The sequence below is a fragment of the Pseudovibrio sp. W74 genome (assembly GCF_001623085.1).
Lineage (GTDB): Bacteria > Pseudomonadota > Alphaproteobacteria > Rhizobiales > Stappiaceae > Pseudovibrio.
Genome location: NZ_LMCJ01000053.1, coordinates 60986 through 76975, shown reverse-complemented (window position 1 = coordinate 76975; position 15990 = coordinate 60986). Strand labels below are relative to the sequence as shown.

15 protein-coding genes and 1 tRNA gene are annotated in these 15990 nt (G+C 50.0%); 9 read left to right on the top strand and 7 right to left on the bottom strand.

Going from position 1 to position 15990, the window contains the following annotated elements:
- Window positions 1-224 precede the first annotated feature (224 nt).
- Both PsW74_RS22350 and PsW74_RS22345 read left to right on the top strand, forming a co-directional pair.
- Window positions 225-309 (top strand) — tRNA-Tyr (locus tag PsW74_RS22350).
- Between the two features lie 39 nt (window positions 310-348).
- Window positions 349-771: an ASCH domain-containing protein gene (locus PsW74_RS22345; protein ID WP_063289527.1), complete on the top strand. Its 423-nt coding sequence runs from the start codon at window positions 349-351 to the stop codon at window positions 769-771.
- Here the strand turns inward: PsW74_RS22345 and PsW74_RS22340 are convergent.
- Window positions 768-2108: a glycosyltransferase family 1 protein gene (locus PsW74_RS22340; RefSeq protein WP_208988107.1), complete on the bottom strand. Its 1341-nt coding sequence runs from the start codon at window positions 2106-2108 to the stop codon at window positions 768-770. The genes PsW74_RS22345 and PsW74_RS22340 overlap by 4 nt on opposite strands.
- 299 nt (window positions 2109-2407) lie before the next feature.
- Between PsW74_RS22340 and thrS the strand changes: the two genes are divergently transcribed.
- Both thrS and PsW74_RS22330 read left to right on the top strand, forming a co-directional pair.
- Window positions 2408-4354: a threonine--tRNA ligase gene (thrS, locus tag PsW74_RS22335; protein WP_063289525.1), complete on the top strand. Its 1947-nt coding sequence runs from the start codon at window positions 2408-2410 to the stop codon at window positions 4352-4354.
- A 154-nt stretch (window positions 4355-4508) separates the two neighbouring features.
- Window positions 4509-5360, top strand: a complete 852-nt coding sequence (locus PsW74_RS22330) for a 1-acyl-sn-glycerol-3-phosphate acyltransferase (protein ID WP_063289524.1) — start codon at window positions 4509-4511, stop codon at window positions 5358-5360.
- Between the two features lie 81 nt (window positions 5361-5441).
- Here PsW74_RS22330 and PsW74_RS22325 read toward each other — a convergent pair whose 3' ends face one another.
- Entirely contained in the window at window positions 5442-6527 is a 1086-nt protein-coding gene (locus PsW74_RS22325; protein ID WP_057462510.1) for a hypothetical protein, read from the bottom strand.
- 259 nt (window positions 6528-6786) lie between these two features.
- Between PsW74_RS22325 and PsW74_RS22320 the strand changes: the two genes are divergently transcribed.
- Both PsW74_RS22320 and PsW74_RS22315 read left to right on the top strand, forming a co-directional pair.
- Window positions 6787-7392: a nitroreductase gene (locus tag PsW74_RS22320; protein ID WP_063289523.1), complete on the top strand. Its 606-nt coding sequence runs from the start codon at window positions 6787-6789 to the stop codon at window positions 7390-7392.
- 16 nt (window positions 7393-7408) lie between these two features.
- Window positions 7409-8020, top strand: a complete 612-nt coding sequence (locus tag PsW74_RS22315; RefSeq protein ID WP_063289522.1) for a flavin reductase family protein — start codon at window positions 7409-7411, stop codon at window positions 8018-8020.
- 26 nt (window positions 8021-8046) lie between these two features.
- Here the strand turns inward: PsW74_RS22315 and PsW74_RS22310 are convergent, their stop codons facing one another.
- Window positions 8047-8724 (bottom strand): hypothetical protein, encoded by a 678-nt coding sequence (locus PsW74_RS22310; protein ID WP_063289521.1) that lies wholly within the window; start codon window positions 8722-8724, stop codon window positions 8047-8049.
- Window positions 8725-8908: 184 nt separating this feature from the next.
- On the opposite strand from PsW74_RS22310, the gene PsW74_RS22305 reads away from it, so the two are divergent.
- Entirely contained in the window at window positions 8909-9871 is a 963-nt protein-coding gene (locus PsW74_RS22305; RefSeq protein WP_063289520.1) for a transglycosylase SLT domain-containing protein, read from the top strand.
- Between the two features lie 145 nt (window positions 9872-10016).
- Entirely contained in the window at window positions 10017-11156 is a 1140-nt protein-coding gene (locus PsW74_RS22300) for a DUF2336 domain-containing protein (protein ID WP_063289519.1), read from the top strand.
- Window positions 11157-11177: 21 nt separating this feature from the next.
- Here the strand turns inward: PsW74_RS22300 and PsW74_RS22295 are convergent, their stop codons facing one another.
- From PsW74_RS22295 to PsW74_RS22285, 3 genes are all read right to left on the bottom strand, one after another.
- Window positions 11178-11693 carry an Hpt domain-containing protein gene (locus PsW74_RS22295; RefSeq protein WP_057462504.1) on the bottom strand — a complete coding sequence of 172 codons (516 nt, stop codon included), beginning with the start codon at window positions 11691-11693 and terminating at the stop codon, window positions 11178-11180.
- A 149-nt stretch (window positions 11694-11842) separates the two neighbouring features.
- Entirely contained in the window at window positions 11843-12619 is a 777-nt protein-coding gene (locus PsW74_RS22290) for an NAD kinase (RefSeq protein WP_063289517.1), read from the bottom strand.
- Between the two features lie 453 nt (window positions 12620-13072).
- Window positions 13073-14215 (bottom strand): anhydro-N-acetylmuramic acid kinase, encoded by a 1143-nt coding sequence (locus PsW74_RS22285; RefSeq protein ID WP_063289516.1) that lies wholly within the window; start codon window positions 14213-14215, stop codon window positions 13073-13075.
- Between the two features lie 465 nt (window positions 14216-14680).
- On the opposite strand from PsW74_RS22285, the gene PsW74_RS22280 reads away from it, so the two are divergent.
- On the top strand, window positions 14681-15358 hold the full coding sequence (locus tag PsW74_RS22280) for an OmpW family protein (RefSeq protein WP_063289515.1): 678 nt from the start codon (window positions 14681-14683) through the stop codon (window positions 15356-15358).
- A gap of 79 nt (window positions 15359-15437) precedes the next feature.
- Here the strand turns inward: PsW74_RS22280 and PsW74_RS29970 are convergent.
- The coding region (locus PsW74_RS29970) for an ABC transporter ATP-binding protein (protein WP_244277894.1) at window positions 15438-15990 on the bottom strand (553 nt) is incomplete at its 5' end.

Here is a 15990-nt window from a genome sequence, read left to right as displayed (position 1 = left end):
ATGAAAAGCTATCTGCCGGTGTTGAAATTCATGAAATTTTTGTGCGCGAAATACGTGGTTTTGCCTACGTGAGAGCTGCCTAGAGGCGTGTTGTTCACAGATTGGAGGTCAAAAACGTTTTTTCCTATGTTTTCCCAACCCAAATTTCAAAGGAGCGTTGACAAGAGGGACTCAAATGAAGATAACCCGTCCTCACACGGCGCGGCCAACTTGGCCAATGCGACGGAGGAGTGCCCGAGTGGCTAAAGGGGGCGGACTGTAAATCCGCTGGCTATGCCTACGTTGGTTCGAATCCAACCTCCTCCACCATTTTTCTTTCATAAAATCAGTTTGTTACGGTAGAGATGCATGTCTATTGAAGGTTTTGAAGACCTCCCAAGTTATGCTTTTGGCGACAGCCCTGACCTTGCTGACAGCTTGCTTGAGCTTGTTCTGAATGGAACAAAGACGGCTACCTGTGGCGATCTGCTTTCCTATGAAAAAGAAGGGGAGCCGCTTCCTCAGCCGGGTGATCAGTTTGTTATTCTTGATGGTAAAGGGCAAGCCGCTTGCGTCATTGAGATGGTTACGGTTGATGTGCGCCAGTTCGACGAGATTGATGAAATTTGGGCTGTGCTAGAAGGTGAAGGCGATCTTAGCCTTGAATTTTGGCAGGACGCGCATCGTGAATATTTTGAGCGGAACGGTGTCTTTGCTCAAGATATGAAGTTGGTTTGTGAGTATTTCCAGCTGGTAAAGACCTTCGAACGCGATCAAGCTAAGCCGAATTAAGTCTCTTCTAGTTTTTGTGAGATGCTCTCTGAGCCGGATGATCGCTTGTCCGGTGATGTGCTGTGGCTTTGAATAGCCTGCCAGATATCCTCTTTAACATTCTGCCATTGCCGGAGCTCAGCCCTCAAAGGTAGTTCTGCGCGTAAGGTGTCCTTGGTTTTCAATGTTGATTGGATCAGGGCGGCTAGTTCCTCAGCGTTGTGCGGGTCGAAATATCGGCAATGATCACCGCCAACTTCTGGAATAGAGGTCGCCTTTGAGGCAAGCACAGGTGTCCCCATCCAAAGAGCTTCGCCGACGGGCAGGCCGTATCCTTCAAACAAGCTCGGATACACCAGCGCAATTGCTTCTTTGTAAAGGGCAGTGAGCTCGGCTTGCGAGGGCGATTGGACAATCGTCACGTACTTGCCAATAGCCGTATATTGCTGATCTTTGTTGAGGCTTGCGAAGGCGCCATTTGGAATTGCGCCTGCGCATATGAGCTGTGGCAGCGGGGTATCTTCGTTGTGCTCCAGAATGTGCAAGTAAGCGTCAAAAACCAGCTTCGCATTTTTTCGGTATCTAATGTCACCTAACAGCAAAAAGAAACCATTCTCCGGGCGTTGTCTGAGCGGGTAGATCGGCTCTGTTTCCTGAAATTCGTGAGCCAAATGGACAACGCTTGTGCTCTGAGGGGATGGGAGTTTCTGCTCTGCCAGGAATTTCAGCAGATCGCTTCTCGTATACTCAGAGTTTGCCAGAACGTGCGGTCTTGTAGTGACGGTTCGCCTTAGATGTTCCAGCCAAAGTTTGGCGCCTAAGTCTTCTTCAAGATCGTTGAGGCGTAAAGGGGAGATGTCATGGATCATGACATAGACTGGTACATATGGTGCGCGGCTCTTCACATACTCAGTTAGACGCCGAGCTTCTTCCAAGTTTCCCAATGAAAGGAAGGGAGCGTCAATGTCGGAGAGTGGATCTCCAAGCGCTTCTCCATCATAAGCTCCGATGGTTTCATCCGCGTGTGAGCGCAATGTATGCCGCAACCTGTGAAATAGTCCTTTGATCTTGCGGTTCCTGTATTTTTCAAGATGGAATGTTTTTACAGGAGCGCCCAGCAAGTCGGGCAGATATGCAGGGTTAAGGTCATCATCCTTAAACAGAGGATCGGCTTGCACACTCACATATTCGTTTGTTCGGGCGTCATGGCAGATGAAGATGACTTCAAGGTCATCCTTATAAAAGCGTCTGGCTGTTTCATAGAGTGTTCTGATGACGCCATTCGCCTGCAATGAGGTAGAGCGGTTCTGCCTCAAGGTGGTCAAATCAAAGTAGAGCTTTGGCTTTGGCGTCGTCATGCTCAGCTCCTGGTTGCTGGTAGAGTGTGCGTCATGCATTCCTTGTGATGGAGTTTGCGAATCCTGTTGTTGCAAACAGTATGCGGAGTGGGGAGGGGGAAGGCTAGCTAAACCCTTGCTAACCAGTGGTAATTCAAGGTGTGTAACCTGTCGATTAGGTGATCTCTCCCGAGGAAAACAGAGTTGGGCGTGCTTAAAATCATCTGGACGCGTCTTCAAGAATTGTTTATTCAGGCAATCCATGATTAACACCAAACCGCTTACCTGCCTTGTTTGCAGGAGTGAGCTGGAGACTTGATATGCTGCAATTGACTTTCCCTGACAATTCCGTTCGCGAATATGACGCTGGTTCCACCGGAGCTGACGTTGCGGGGAGCATTTCTAAATCTCTCTTGAAGAAAGCTGTTGCCGTCGCGATTGATGGTGAGCTGCGTGATCTTTCTGATCCTATTCCAGCAAGTGCTGCGATTGAATTTGTTACTCGCGATGACCCTCGTGCGCTGGAATTGATCCGCCACGATGCGGCGCACGTGATGGCAGAAGCAGTGCAGGAGCTGTGGCCTGATACACAGGTTACAATCGGACCTGTTATCGAGAACGGTTTTTATTACGACTTTAAGCGTGAAACGCCGTTCACACCTGAAGATCTGCCAAAAATCGAAAAAAAGATGCAGCAGATCATTCAGCGCAATGCGAAGTTCACCAAGGAAATCTGGAGCCGTGACGAAGCGAAAGAATACTTTGCTTCCAAGGGTGAAGATTACAAGGTTGAGCTTGTTGATGCGATTCCTGAAGATCAAACCGTTAAGATCTATAAGCAGGGTGACTGGTTGGATCTTTGCCGTGGTCCGCATATGGCATCCACTGGCCAGGTCGGTCAGGCATTCAAGTTGATGACTGTTGCTGGTGCTTACTGGCGCGGCGATTCCAACAATGAGATGCTGACCCGTATCTATGGTACTGCATGGTCCAATGAGAAAGATCTGAAAGCTTACCTCCATATGCTTGAGGAAGCTGAGAAGCGCGACCACCGTAAGCTTGGCCGCGAAATGGATCTGTACCACTTCCAGGAGGAAGGTCCGGGTGTTGTCTTCTGGCATCACAAGGGCTGGCAGCTGTTCCAGAACCTCACCAACTACATGCGTCGTCGTCTTGCTGATGACTATCAGGAAGTGAATGCACCTCAGATTCTGGATAAGTCGCTCTGGGAAACCTCCGGTCACTGGGAATGGTACCGCGAGAACATGTTTGCGACTGAGACCGAAGATCACCGTGTCTTTGCGATTAAGCCGATGAACTGTCCTGGTCACGTCCAGATCTTCAAGCACGGCCTGAAGTCCTATCGTGATTTGCCTCTGCGTATGGCTGAATTCGGTGCGGTTTCCCGCTATGAGCCATCCGGTGCGTTGCATGGCCTGATGCGCGTTCGCGCGTTTACGCAGGATGATGCGCATGTGTTCTGTACTGAAGAACAGATGGCTGCGGAATGCCACAAGATCAACGACCTGATTATGTCCGTCTACAAGGACTTTGGGTTTGAAGAGATTGTTGTGAAGCTCTCAACCCGTCCTGAAAAGCGTGTTGGTTCTGATGAAGTTTGGGATCACGCTGAAGCTGTGATGGGAGAAGTGCTGAAGGAGATCGAAGCGAACTCTGGCGGCAAGATCAAGACAGGCATTCTTGAAGGTGAGGGGGCGTTCTACGGTCCTAAGTTTGAGTACACTCTGCGCGATGCGATTGGTCGTGAATGGCAGTGCGGTACCACTCAGGTCGACTTCACCTTGCCAGAGCGCTTTGGTGCGTTCTATGTCGATAGCGATGGCGAGAAGAAGCAGCCGGTGATGATCCACCGTGCGATCTGTGGTTCTCTCGAGCGCTTCCTCGGCATCCTCATTGAGAACTTTGCTGGTCACTTCCCATTGTGGCTGACACCTCAGCACTTCGTTGTGGCAGCAATCACTTCTGATGCAGATGATTATGCGAAAGAAGTGCATGCAGCGCTGAAAAAAGCTGGTTTGCGCGGTGAGCTGGATCTTCGTAACGAGAAGATCAACTACAAGGTTCGCGAGCATTCTCATGCCAAGATCCCAGTGATCATTGCGGTTGGTAAGCGTGAAGCAGAAGAGAAGACAGTGAGTATCCGTCGTCTTGGTTCGCGCAACCAAACATCAATGACATTGGATGAAGCGGTGGCAAGCCTTACTGATGAAGCAACAGCACCAGACCTGAAAGAGCAGGCTTCCTGATCTTTATAGACTGAGTGAAATTTTGAAGGCTGGCCGCAGGTTTCTGTTGCCAGCCTTTTTCTTTTTGACCTCACTGTCGCCTAAACTTCACGTAAGTTTGCGAAAGCTTACAAAGCCGGCTCAGATGAAATGAGTTATGTGAAGTGAGGATGTCGTGAACCACGCGGATTTAAGCTATGCCAATAGTACTCATCCCTTATTGAAGCGATGGCTTATTCGCAGCATTGAAGGGCTCTCTGGCAAGCGAGCGCTGGTGGACCTCTATGAGGAGTGGCGTGCTGGTTTTTCAGTTTCTGATCGGGCGCTCTGGCGTGATCTGCTGGATCAGATTGACCTACGTGTGGAATGTACCGGAAACGACTGGCCGCCCGCTGATCTGGATGGGAAGCCGCTGGTGCTGATTGCGAACCATCCCTATGGCATTGCAGATGGAATCGCGATTCTTTCGCTTGCTGAACAGCTCAATCGTCCTTACCGCGTGCTGATCAACAATGAGCTGTTGAAGGTGCCTGAAATCCGGCCTTTCGCTTTGCCAGTAGACTTTGAAGAAACCGAAGAGGCTTTGCGCACCAATTTGAAAACCCGGCAGGAAGCGCTGAGATTGCTGCGGGAAGGGGTGACGATAGTGATCTTTCCCGGTGGTGGTGTTGCGACAGCTGCTAAGCCATTTGGCAGGGCAGAAGAGCTGCCTTGGAAGACGTTCAGTGCCAAGCTCATTCGAAGTGCGCGAGCAACGGTGTTGCCAGTTTATTTTGAGGGGCAGAACTCTGCGTTGTTCCACATGGTCAGTCGCTTTTCCCTGAGTTTACGATTGTCGCTTCTCATCGGCGAGTTCAAGAGCATTTTGGGACAAACCATTCTTGCTCGGATTGGCTCTCCTATTTCCTATGAGGTTTTAGAGGGATGCGAAAGCCAGAGAGAAATGATTGATGAGCTTCAGGCAACTGTTATGAACTTGCGGGATGGCGTTAAGGCGCCAAAGGGGGAAACCTTTTTTCTCCCGTAGGCCTCCTCTTTAGAGCTGGCGTGAGCCAATAAAAAAGGCGCCGAGTGAGGCGCCTTGGTCATTCTTGATCTTGTGCAAGCCTTACAGAGGGTTTTCTGCAAGCACTTCCACTTCCACGTTGTTTACGCTTGGATTGACTGTGAACTCTTCGCGATACATCTCACCGTTGTTGCGCGCCATAACCGTATAGGTTCCAGCTGCTAGGGTGAGATCAAGGAACGCGCCATTGCCGCTTGCAACAGTGTCGCCGCCGGGAGAGAGGATCGTCCAAGACGTGTTGGCCAAAGATGTTTTGTTCTTGGCGCTTACCAGTTTCAGCGTGATGTTGCCTGCCTGATGGTAAAGGGTTGCTTCGGTCAGCTTGCCTGCCTGAACGTGAATATCTGCGCGTACGACAGCGTTGACATCGCCGTAGCGGCTTTCAACATGGTAGGTGCCTGCGCTCACTGGAACCAGCTCGCCCGGCTTGATGCCAGATGCAATGAGACCGCGGTTACCTGTGGTGTCGTAAGTCATATCGTAGATGTTAAAGCGCACATCTTTGCGTGGCATCTGCTGATCGTTGCCCAGAGCAGCGTCCAGACGAATACCACCTGCGTTCAGGATGATTGTTCCTGTCTTCACACCGCTTTTAAGTTCATAGCGCGTGGTTGCAGTGACTTTGCCAAAAGAGGTGTGAACGAGGTACGTGCCCGGATCGAGGCGGAATTCTGCGTCCTGATCTTGAGAGGACGCGACCATGGTCAAAGACCCATCATCATTTTCTTTTGAAGAGTAGACGCGCCATTTTAGGCCACGTGTGAGGTTCGGTGTTCCCTCAGCCAGCTTTGCTACCAGATAAAGGACAGGCTGTGCGCCGACAGGTGCCTGCTCTGCGCCTACAGATGGGGGAGCGTACGGCAAGAAGCTCGTACCCATTGTTGGTGCAAGGGATTGTCCCTGATAACCGCTGAGCGGATCATAGCTGATAGGAGGTGCGATGGTCTTGTCTGGCTTTGCGCCCAAGTCCAGCACTTCTTTAGAGAATGGCAAAGCAGGTTTGGAAACAGGAATAGGACCTGCAGCCTGAGCGGCGTTTCCAAGCAAGGCCAATCCAGCACAAAATGCTGTGGCGGTTGCTGCGCGTTGTAGCGCTTTGCTGAACGTTGATATCCGCTCTAACTTCACGTGTGCTCTCGCTACTACTTCAGAAAGTGTTACCCGTGTGCGACAGTAAATACAAAACCGACACCCGATCGAGTGAAATCAGATTACAGTGACAAACTGTGATTTGGAAGTGTTTTATAAATTTTTACTAAGTGGGTTGGGGATTGGTAGTCAATGTGGCAAGAATGGGGCAAGACCATCCTTTAATTGACACAGTTGATATTCTGTATAGGACTATTGCGTAGCTTTAATCGTTGAAATCCTGAAAAGAATCGAGACCGTGGAAACTAAAGACCTTCCAGAACTGAAGAGTTTTCTCAAAACTCGTCGCTCCCATCTCGCTGCAACGCTCGTGCATCCTGGTCCCAATCAAGCACAAATTTCTGAGCTTCTTGAAATGGCTTGCCGTGTTCCAGATCACGGAAAAATTTCTCCTTGGCGGTTTATTATCTATGACAATTCACAGGCTGCCCCTATCGGTCTAAAGCTTGCTGAAATTGCAGAAAAACGTCAGGGCTCGCTTGGTGAGAACACCAAGGCAATGGAGCTGGAGCGTTTCAAGCGTGCGCCGTTGGTTATTGGCGTTCTGTCTTCTCCAAATCGGGAACATAAAGTTCCGGTCTGGGAGCAGGAGCTTGCTGTTGGGGCGGTTTGTGTCTCGCTCCTTAATGCCTGCTTTTCAATGGGTTTTGCAGGCCAGTGGCTCTCTGAGTGGTATGCTTTTGATGATGAGGCAGCTGCCTATCTTGGTGCTCGTAATGGGGAACGGTTTGCAGGCTTCATTCATATCGGAAGCCCTAGTATTGTTCCGAGTGAGCGTCCTCGGCCTGATGTTGCCCGATTGACTGAATATTTTGAAAGTTCTCTTTCCGGTGTTGATGCGTAGGAGTTGAGGCAAGTATATGTTTTATGAAGCGAATAAGCCGCATGGATTGCCCCACAATCCATTCAAGGCTGTTGTTGCACCTCGTCCGATTGGTTGGGTTTCTACCGTCTCTAAAGACGGTGTGCGCAATTTGGCTCCTTACAGTTTTTTCAATGCAGTGTGTGATACACCGCCGATGGTTGTGATTGGTTCCAGCGGTTACAAAGACTCTGTCCGCAACATCGAAGAAACTGGTGAGTTTGTCTGCAACCAAGCCACATTGGATCTCGCAGATGCGATGAATCTGTCCTCTGCAATGGTTGGTACTGATGTTGATGAGTTCGAGCTTTCCGGATTAACGGCAGAGCCATGCAAATTGATCAAGGCTCCACGCGTTTTAGAGGCAAAAACTGCGTTGGAATGTAAGCTGGTTAATGTGCAGCGTCTGGTCGATATTGACGGAAATGAGACCAACAGCTGGCTTATACTGGGTCAGGTTGTTGGTGTGCATATCGACGAGAGTGTGCTTGAAAACGGCTTGCTTAATGTGGCGAAAATGAAGCCTTTGGCCCGGTTGGGTTACATGGATTACTCGGTGGTTGATTCTGTATTTCAGATGGACCGGCCAGTTCTTCCAGAAAAAGCATGATGGCGGGCGCTCAGGCGCCCCTTTTCTTATCTCGAAAATACCTGTTGTATCTGATGCGCGTCTTCAGGCGTGTTTGCGTTCATGCCGGTAAAGCCGAGTGCTACTGATTTTTCCAGATCCTCAGGTGCTGCCGGTGGTGCTGTATCCAGAGCAATCAGGTGAGCCGATTTTGCGGCAAACAGGCATTGTGTTTGTGCATATTGAAACGGCGGCAGCAAACCTCCATTTTCATCTCTGGACTGTTTCGCATCCAGTGCCTCTTTCAGCGCTTCTTCATTCCATGCCAGTGCGGTTAGGCGTGGGCTGGTGTTGGAGAGGTTCATGAGGTTGTGAAAGGCTGCAGGATATTTGCCGAGTTCAGGAATAATCTTCACTGTGCAGTCTTGCAATGCGTGTTCGGCTTCAAAGACAGATAGTATCGCGTGCAAACGTTCAATATCAGCGCGCGATTTGATGAAGGTTGGAACGACGCCTCTTGGCCTCACATGAGCATAGGGTTTGAGTGTTGAAAGGATCGTACTCTCTGATGGTTCGTTTAGTGTGAGATAAAGATCGTGGTGTTTGCCCAGCTCTGCCAGAGTGTTTGGCGAGCCATAAGGCTCGAACTCGCTGACGGGCTTTTCTGGCAGAATGGCGAGTGATACATTCCTCAGCCCTTCTGTCTTGTCGAATGTTGAGGCCATCACGCTCAGCAGGCAGTTCATTGCTTTTCTCCGAATCCAATCAGAAATTGAATTGTAATGCATAATTCGTAGAGAACAGGATAGGCGAAAAATCTGTTTTAACTCAAATAACTCAGTGATTTCAGTAGGGCAAAATTAAAATTTAACTATTTGTTAACTAATATTAAGAGATATTAACTAATAGTATTATAGGGGATAGATTCTCGTGAAGGTTGCAGGCGATCCTTCCATTGCAGGGCGTATTGAATCGGCTTTTCAAAAGGCCAGTTCCAAAACAGGTACGTCTTTTGACTTTCTGCTGCAAGCGGCTGCCCGTGAATCTTCCTTTGACCCGAACGCCAAAGCTAAAACCTCCTCTGCCTCGGGGCTTTTTCAATTCATCGAGTCCACCTGGCTTGAGACGCTCAAGAAAAATGGCGAGGAATTGGGCTTGCAAGACTATGCGCAGCACATTCGTGTTGATGCAAATGGTAAGTACCGCGTCGACAACAAGCACCTGAAGCAACAGCTTCTGGATCTGCGTTATGACCCTGATATCTCTTCGCTTGTTGCCGGTGCTTTGGCAAAAGACAACGCCTCCGGACTCTCTTCAAATCTGGGGCGGGATCCGTCCGCTGGTGAGCTGTATCTTGCGCATTTTCTTGGGGTGAATGGTAGTCTACGGCTTTTGAATGCTGCTCAGGACCGACCAGAGCACCCGGCTGCGGACCTGTTTCCGCTGCAAGCACGGTCCAATAAGGCTGTATTTTACAACAAGGATGGGCAGGCACGGACTGTCAGCGATGTGCATGACCGTTTGGTTGGGCGCTTTAATGATACGATTGCTGGTTCAGATCGTCCGGCAGTTGGTGTGCGTAAGGGGCCTATCACTAAGCCGATTGACAGCCACCGCGTTGAAAGCCGTATCCTGACAGCATGGCGTGCGACGACGGTTGATAAAGATGAGGCTCCTTTTCAGTCCCTGTTTCGAACTGACGAAGCGGCAGCATTAACTGCGTCCAAAGCTGTGAGTGAGACGAAGCGATCCGGTGTTGAGGTTCAGGAATCAATCAGCCAACAGTTTGTTGCGCCAAAACCAGTTGCGCGACCATCTGGTGCGCCTTTGGACCTGACCAAATTTCTTGCGCCGTCCCAAGTAAGTGGAAAGTCCTTAAGTAAGAAGGTCTAGAACCTGTGACTTACAGGCGTTTCTTGCTGCTCTAATCTTTCAAAAAACAAGTTTTACGAGAAACTGCGGGTGCGGTGAACGAAGCCTTAAGAATTATGATTAATTATTTCTACCCATAGTTGGTGGATACAGGTTTCTGAGTGCCATGATTATCAAGAGTTTTCTGAATTGGGTGCAGTATGCGCCAAGTGGAAGTCGCGCACAGGCGGCTGGTGCTTTGGTGCGTGCTTTCTTGTATTCTGAACTTGAAAGCTCTGAGTACAGCGAAGCAGAGGCGGCATTGACCTTCCTGCTTGATGATCGTGATGTTGCGGTTCGGACCGCTCTTGCAGAAGCCTTTGGCGCTGCAATGATTGTTCCTTCTCACATCATTTCTGCTTTGCTCGTGGACGAAGATGAAGTTGCGCTGCCTTTGCTTTCTGGTGCAACGACTATTCCAGAAGGTGAGCTGGTGGATCTTGTTGCGACAGGCTCCACTCAGCGTTGTGTAGCTGTTGCCAGCCGGCCTGAAATTACGGTGGGGTTGTCTGCTGCTGTCTGCGAAGTTGCCTGTGAAGAGGCCTGTGTTGCTTTGCTTGCAAATGAAAAGGCAGAGATTACACCCAACAGTATGGAACGTGTTGTTGCGCGGTTTGGCGAAAGCCGGGACGTGAAAGATGCTCTGATGTCTCGTGATGATGTTCCCTTGCAAATCCGACATATGATGCTGCGGCGTTACACTGAAGGTCTTGGGGATCATCCGCAGGTGCTTGGTGCAAGGAATATGCGTGCTCCCGAGCAATTGGTCGCTGATGCACAGGATCGTTCCACGATTTCACTGGCCTGGAGTGCCTCTGACAAAGAGCTGCACGGGCTTGTTGAACATCTGGTTGTTTCCGCTCAGATGACAAGCGTTCTTTTGCTTCGTTCCGCAGTAACCGGTTGCTTTAACCTGCTTACAAGCTCGTTGGCTCGCTTATCTGATTATGATGAGGATCAGGTGTTTGACGCATTGGCGACGCCATTTGGTGCTTCGCTGCGCCGTGTCTTGTCAGATGCTGGCTTGCCTGATCGCACGCATGCGCTTTTCCAGGAGTGCATTGCCAGCTGGCAGCGGGTCGAAAACATGCAGATCGACCATTGGTCCAAGTCACGTATTGTGGCTGGTGATCTGATTGCGCTGGAAGATGAGCTGGGTATTGAGGATCTGGGAGATCTGCAAGACTTGTTGCATCGCCTCTCAAATGAGGCTGCGCGCGAAAGTGCACGTACTCGTGTTGCTGAAATGCTGAGCGACGTTGCTTAAGGTATTCAGCTTATTGCCTGATTAGCTGTCGACGAGCTCCGTGAGCGGCGCGCTTGCTTCTTCCAGCCTTGTCACAAGCGCGACACCAAGCCGATTGGTTTCATCGCGGGCATCTTCAGAAATCATTGCATTGATTGCGCTTACGTGTTGAGCGATGAGCTCTTTTGGGAAGCTTTCTTGTGTCTTGGCAGCGACCAGCAAGAGCGTCAGATTGTTTGCAACGCGGCCAACCAGTGGGAAGCCCAGAGTTTCCGCCTGGCCTTTGATATCGTGGGCGCAGCGGAACAGTGCGTCGTAGGTTTCCTCTGTAAAATCAGCATTCTGTGCTGCCTGATTGGTCTCTTTCAGGCAATCGACTTCCGAGCCCATCCAGCTTTCGAACTTGTCAGAGAGTTTCTCGATGGCTTCTTCTGCAGCTTTGACCGGGTCGAACTTGGCAGCTTCAATGGTCGACATCTTCCGGACTTTTTTGGAAAGGTCGTTTGGAACGCGGATGTGTTCCTGAGAAGATTTATCTGAACCAGTTAAAGAAGCCATTGTCCTGCGTAATTCCTGAGCCTGCATTGCTGTAGGTGTGATTATATTTCGAATTCGAAATAATATCTAACTATTTTACGAGCAATTCCAACCCGAAGTTGCTTCTTCTAGCATATTTGGTTGTGATCACAGCATCAACTGGTTGTGTCTTAGTACTTAAACATCTCAGAGAGGATACGTTCGTCCCAGCTGTGTTCATTATCGAACATGATGCAGCTTTGAGCTGTCGCGTCCTGATAGATGGTCGTGCTGATAACATTTCGGAACTCACGGTGATCAGCGGCTGCGTTGACCGGGCGCTTGTCTGCTTCAAGTACTTCAATCTTAACGGTGTTCTGTGTCGAGAGCAGAGCTCCGCGCCAGCGTCTTGGACGGAAGGCACTGATGGGTGTAAGTGCCATCAGGGGAGAGTCAATCGGCAGGATCGGGCCATGGGCTGACAGGTTATAAGCTGTGCTGCCCTGGGGAGTAGAGATAATGATACCATCGCAGGCCAGCTCTTCCATGCGGACGCGGCCATCAACGGAGATGCGAAGTTTCGCAGCCTGATGGGATTTGCGCAGGAAAGAGACTTCATTGATTGCACGAGCGGTGAACTCGTTTCCGTCTTTGTCGACAGCTTCAATGTTGAGTGGATGGAGAGGTGTTATCTCTGCTTTTTCAAGGCGTTCGATCAGGCCTTCAGTCTTGTACTCATTCATGAGAAAGCCGACTGAACCGCGATTCATGCCGTAGATCGGCATGCCTTTGTTCATAAACTTATGTAGATAAGAGAGCATAACTCCGTCGCCGCCAAGCGCGACAATGACGTCCGCATCGTCTTGCGAGGCAGATCCATACATCTTTTCAAGAGCTTGGCGTGCAGCAAGTGCTTCTGGCGTATCGCTGGAAACAAAGGCAATGCGGTTGATAGTTCTTCTCTTCAAAGACGGCTCCTCCCTTAAAAAGGAGGTAGCATGACTTCGGGAAAATTCAAACTGCCTTTATGTCGCTTCTCGTGGGATTGCCAATGGATTAGCAGATGCCTTGCCAGTTTTTACCGTAAAAAATACATAGACCCTATAAGTATTGTGTTGTGTATTTGTGCAATACTACTTGTTTGTGTTCGAATAAACATCAAGGTACTGAATTGCAACAGTTGTTGTTTTGGTTGTTTGGAGGGGTTTTTGTTAAAATAACTTTCGAGTATGTTGATTGTGTTGCAGATAGTTGAAATTCTTTCAAGATATCAATTATCTACAATGTTGCGACCAGAATATACTGCCTACCTTTTCTTATAGATATTTGAAGTTGAGACCTTTTGAGCTTTAAACAAGAGGTCGGTGGGAGCTCTTGCGCGGCGGCAAGGGCTCCTACCTTTTTACTTCTGGTACGGCTATTTAGCTGGAGTGTTGGTGTGGAAGCGCCTTGGTACCACCTGACATAGCTGTTGGAACGCCTGTGGTTCCCGGAAAACTGATCGGCAAATTGCGATCGCATCTGGCCGCTAGGAAGGCGAAGCATTCGGCCTCCACTGCATCCCCACGCCAGCCAAGCTCTTCTGCCTGAATGATTTTTACGTTTGCCCGTGCTTCGATCTCTTTCAGAAGCTGCGGGTTTTTGCGTCCTCCACCGCATGCTACCAGGCGGGCTGGGCGTTTTGGTAGCATGTCCAACCCTTTGCCAACTGCGCTTGCCGAAAATGCGGTGAGTGTTGCTGCGCCGTTTTGCAGAGAAAGGCCGGTTGCCATGTCTTTTGTGAAGCTGTTGCGGTCGAGGGATTTGGGGAAGGCTTCGGTGAGATAGGGGTGTTCGAGAAGCATTTTGAGGCGGTCTTCGTCCACTTGTCCGCTGGCGGCGATGAGGCCGTCGCGGTCCATGTCGCCGCGGTTATGGGAGCTGATCCAGTCGTTTATAGGCGCGTTGGCCGGGCCTGTGTCGAAGGCAATCAGGGTGTTATGCCCGTCCCACCACGAGATGTTGGCGACGCCGCCGAGATTCAGAATTGCTGTGTCTGTTGGATTGTCGGATAGACCGGCGCTTCTTAAGAGGGCCTGATGGTAGATGGCGGCGAGGGGTGCGCCTTGTCCACCTGCTTCGATATCTTGCGTTCTGAAGTCGTAAATCACTGGAATATCGAGGATATCAGCGATGATCTGGCCGTCACCGAGTTGGCGGGTCGCGCCTTTTTGGCCGCCTTTGGGTGCGCGGTGCAGGACGGTTTGGCCGTGAAAACCGATTAACGCAATATTTTGCGTTGAAATGGAGTTTTTTGAAAGGAAATGTGAAATTGCGTGGGCTTGTCCCTCGCTGAGTGCTTTCTCCGCTCGTGAGAAAATTTCAGGTTCCTCGGATGCGAAATTCCAGTCCTGAGCGGCGGCCATGGCTTCGGCGATCAGCTGATTGGTTTCAGGGGGATAACTTGCCAGTGTGTAAGGGCCGAACTCTTCGATGGTTTGTCCATCGGTTTTCAGCATGGCGATGTCGACGTTGCCGTCCATTACCGTTCCGGTCATCAGACCGATGCACCACTGCGCAGCCATTTATTCCCCCACTCACAAAACCCGGTAGACTTAAAACTGAAGAGACTTCGGTCAGAGCCAGATGTTGCAAGGAAGGTGTGTGCCTTACGGATCTGCCTACACGAAGTCTCCACTTCATAGCGGGTTCTGGGCGCAGTGACAAACGTTGGAGTGATGGAAGCCTGTGTGTTTTCAGCTGGTGATTGTAATGATAGGAGGCATTGTTGTACGGGCTACATATCAATTATTATGATGAAATGAAGTGATGAGAGTTTCCTTCGCCTTGTTGTGTTCTGGCGATTGTGCTAGTTTTCCTGCAGGAAATGTCTATTTGAAATCAACTTTTCACATTTCTTATCCGGCAAAATCACTATTATAAATAGTACTTATATTATCAATGCTGGTTTGATGCACCTCAATGCTCACGTGCTCCACTCTCAATAATTGGAATAAGTGTAAAGCTCACTTATACAACTGGAGGTGGAGATGAGTTTGAAAAGGGTGATGGGCCTTATGGTCACTGCTGCGATGGTGGTGCCTGTTGGTCAGGTTCTGGCGGCAGATATGCCTGTGCCACAGGAAGATATCATTGCTGCGGCTGCATCTGAAAAGAGCCCTTGGCAGATCCGTGTGCGCGCTCTGGGTGTGATTACTGAAGATAGTGGGCACGTTAATGGTGTTTCCGGCTCAGATCTGTCCTATTCCAACACAGTGGTGCCCGAGCTGGATATCACCTATTACTTCACTGAAAATATTGCTGCTGAGCTTATTTTGGGAACGACGTGGGCAAACGTAGATGGTGATGGTGCTCTTGCTGGTACCGATGTGGGAGACACATGGATCCTGCCGCCAACTTTGACTTTGCAGTATCACTTCACCAACTTTGGCGCTTTCAAGCCTTATATCGGTGCGGGCGTGAACTACACGATTTTCTATAATCAAGATGCCAACGATGTTGATGATCTTGATATTGAAAACACATTTGGTGCAGCGCTTCAGGTTGGTTTCGATTACATGATTGATGACAACTGGGGTGTAAACCTTGACGTCAAGAAGCTGTTCCTTGAGCCAGACTTTGACGTGAAAGTTGGCACTAACAAGCTGAAAGGCACAGCTGAGCTGAATCCCTGGCTGGTTGGTGCTGGTATCACCTATCGTTTCTAAGCGGGTTTTGGTGGCTTAAAAAGTTAGGCTTGGATGTGTGAGCACCCAAGCCTTTTGTTTATCGGGACTGCTTGTTGTTTCAGGCTGGTTCTATTGCCTTCTCGCTGTTCACCCGTACGGCTTTGCCATCAACCCCGAAGAAGTGGGTGAGGGCGGGGTCGAAAGAGAGACCGACGGTGTCGCCTGCGCTGTAGTGCTCCAGGCCGGATAGTCTGACCAAAATGGTGCCAAGCCCTTTGGCTGCAACATAGATGAAGAGGTCTGCGCCGAGGTACTCGACGTGTTCCACCGTACCCGTCACAGCGGCTTCTGCTGGTGGAACAACGCTGATGTGTTCTGGGCGGATGCCCAGTTTCACAGGTGTAGCTTCGTTATCTCTGAAAGGGGATGGCTGCTCGGAGAAGCCAGCTAGCGTGAAGGTATCGCTGCTGAACTCAACGGGTATGATGTTCATCTTTGGTGAGCCGATGAACTGAGCCACAAACAGGTTGTCCGGGCGCTCATAGAGTTCTCGCGGAGAGCCGACCTGTTCGATACGACCAGACTGCAGAACCACGATCTTGTCTGCCAGTGTCATGGCTTCCACCTGATCATGGGTCACATAGATCATGGTGGCATCCAGATTGCGGTGT